The sequence below is a fragment of the Streptomyces sp. NPDC005533 genome, from assembly GCF_042871845.1.
GTDB lineage: Bacteria > Actinomycetota > Actinomycetes > Streptomycetales > Streptomycetaceae > Streptomyces.
The window spans coordinates 1-2,340 of record NZ_JBIAJH010000157.1 but is presented as its reverse complement, the minus strand read 5'-3'; the positions used below and the strand labels follow the sequence as shown (position 1 = coordinate 2,340).

Annotated in this window: 2 protein-coding genes; one reads left to right on the top strand and one right to left on the bottom strand. The window is 64.8% G+C overall.

Annotation, left to right across the window (positions count from 1 at the left end; all coding sequences use genetic code 11):
• Positions 1-59 precede the first annotated feature (59 nt).
• Complete coding sequence (locus ACFYP3_RS37540; RefSeq protein WP_388842594.1) at positions 60-944, bottom strand: gamma-glutamyl-gamma-aminobutyrate hydrolase family protein; 885 nt, start codon at positions 942-944, stop codon at positions 60-62.
• A gap of 246 nt (positions 945-1,190) precedes the next feature.
• Between ACFYP3_RS37540 and ACFYP3_RS37535 the strand changes: the two genes are divergently transcribed.
• Positions 1,191-2,147: a LysR family transcriptional regulator gene (locus ACFYP3_RS37535; RefSeq protein WP_388842592.1), complete on the top strand. Its 957-nt coding sequence runs from the start codon at positions 1,191-1,193 to the stop codon at positions 2,145-2,147.
• The last annotated feature ends 193 nt before the right edge of the window (positions 2,148-2,340 follow it).

Here is a 2,340-nt window from a genome sequence, read left to right as displayed (position 1 = left end):
CAGAATCCAGCTCCGACCCCACCTGATCGACGGCTGCCTCACCGCCACCGGCCTGCCCCTCAACCCACCGACCCCACACTGAAAACCTCAGTAACGGCGTCCAGGTGGGCTGTCGACCGGTTCCCCGTTGGTGGACGGTCGTGTCCGGCTGCAGTGGGGAAGGCGTTGTGCGCAAGGCGCATGTGCTCCGACGACACCGGCTGCGGTGCTGCCCTGCGCTCCAGGCTGTCGGCCGTAGTGACCACTCGGGACCGGGCGGCGGTGACCAAAGCCTCAACCACCACCGCGTCCGAGCTCATCTCGGGATGCCACTGCACGCCCAGGGCAAAGGAGTGCACGGTGCTTTCGATGGCCTCCACGGTGCCGTCCTCGGCGTGGGCAGCAACCAGCAAGCCCACACCGAGCACATCGACTGCCTGGTGGTGGTGCGTCGCCACGTGCTGGGTTCCCGGTAGCAGCGCACCGATGTGCGTGCCTGGCACCGTGACGACCGCATGCGGTGTGAAGAAGCCCGCCCGCATGTTGTGCGCCTCGTGTCCGACCTTGTCGGGCAGATGCTGGATCAAGGTGCCGCCTGCGTGGACGTTCATCAGCTGCATGCCTCTGCAGACCCCGAGCACGGGGATGTCGCGCTCAAGACTCGCGGCTAATACAGCCTGTTCCCATCGATCACGGGCGGGGATGGGGATGCCCGTACATCGGTGGGGCTCCGCCCCGTACAGGGCTGGGTCCAAGTCCTCGCCACCAGCGAGGACGATGCCATCGAGACGTGCTACGACGTCAGGTGCAGCTGCCGGCGTATCGGGCGGCAGCAGGACGGCGCGGCCGCCGGCGGCCTGGACACAGCTCGCGTACGCCGCCGGCAGCAGGGCTGCGGGCAACTTCCACTCTCCCCACCGTGCGTCGACAAGATACGTGGTAAGTCCGATTAATGGCTTATTCACGCAAATATCCCCTTCAGAGTCCAGCGGTCGCTCGCAGGAGGTCCCTCTGTTCACGCGGTGTGGCGGTGAGGTTGAACCGCACAGTATGCAGGCGCGCTGGCGCACCTAGCGGTGTAGAGAAAGGCAACGATCCTGGCCATGGCGCGGAGTAGAGTCCCTCGCCCGGTCAGTCGACTGAATCCTGATGCCGTTAACCCTTAAGCACAAGAAATGACATCTTCGCGATAGATAAGCGAGGCTTAACTCATGCAGACGCTCGACCCTCGCCTGCTCGCCACACTTGAAGCTGTGGTGCGCCACGGATCCTTCAAAGCCGCCGCACGCGAGCTGGGCTACAGTGCACCAGCCATTTCGCAGCAGGTCACTGAACTCGAACGGAGGGCGGGACTGCGGTTGCTGGAACGCCGCCCCGTCCGCCCCACCCCGGCAGGCCAGGTCCTCCTTGACGCCGAGCAAGCCGTGCGCGGAGCACTGGCGGCCGCGTCATTGGAAATCCACGCTATGCGGGCTGGTACGGTCGGGCGGATCCGGCTCGGCGCCTTCGCCTCCGCCGCAACCAACATCGTTCCGAAGGCGCTGGCACAGCTACAAACGACGTACCCCAACGTTCAGGTTAGCCTTGCGCAGCTGGAGCCGGAACCCGGCTACACCTGTGTCAAACGAGGTGAAGCCGACCTCGCTCTCGCCTATGACTACGACTTCATCCCGCTCCCCCCGCCCCGAACACTGTGCAGGACGCTGGTCGCGCGGGATCCCCTCGTAGCAGTGCTTCCCGCAGGCCATGAGCTGGCCCGCCTCGACGTCATCGAACTCGGCAGTCTTGCCGCGGAGACTTGGATCGCCGCCCCGGAAGCGGCACTGCGTCTGGAATTACTGGCTCAGTTGGCCAGAACGTCTGGCTTCCAGGCCCGGCTGGAATACGGGGGCGACGACTTCAATACCGTGCTGGGGTTCGTTGCCGCGGGCCTATGCGTCGCGGTGCTGCCGGGGCTCGCCCTGCCCTCCGGCGCAACCAATGTCGTCGCCCGCCCCCTGGCCAACCCTGAGCTCACCCGCTTCATTTATACCGTTCGGCTCAATGCTCGGCACGTCCCTCAAGCCATCCTGGCCCTTGAGCACATGCTTGCCATGCAGGCTCAGGAAGCCACCCGCTCAGACAGGAAAGCCGGAGCCGTTTCCCCATGCCCAGATCCATCCGGATAGGCACAGCACTGCTCGAGGGGACGGCGAACAATCACCGCAGCCACCTCTTGATCTTCGCTGGAAATCCTGGCCTTTGCCTTCGGTACTGTAAGAAATTCGGCTCTGTCTCACATCCGGTGGTGACGGAGGGTTGTGTTATCCGAGGAGGATGCGGTGCCGGAGCAGGGTGAAGCCTGCTCGTCCGTGCATCTGG

Coding starts and splice junctions, on each gene's coding strand:
- ACFYP3_RS37535 (WP_388842592.1), top strand. CDS start 1,191: ATGCAGACGCTCGACCCTCGCCTGCTCGCCACACTTGAAGCTGTGGTG.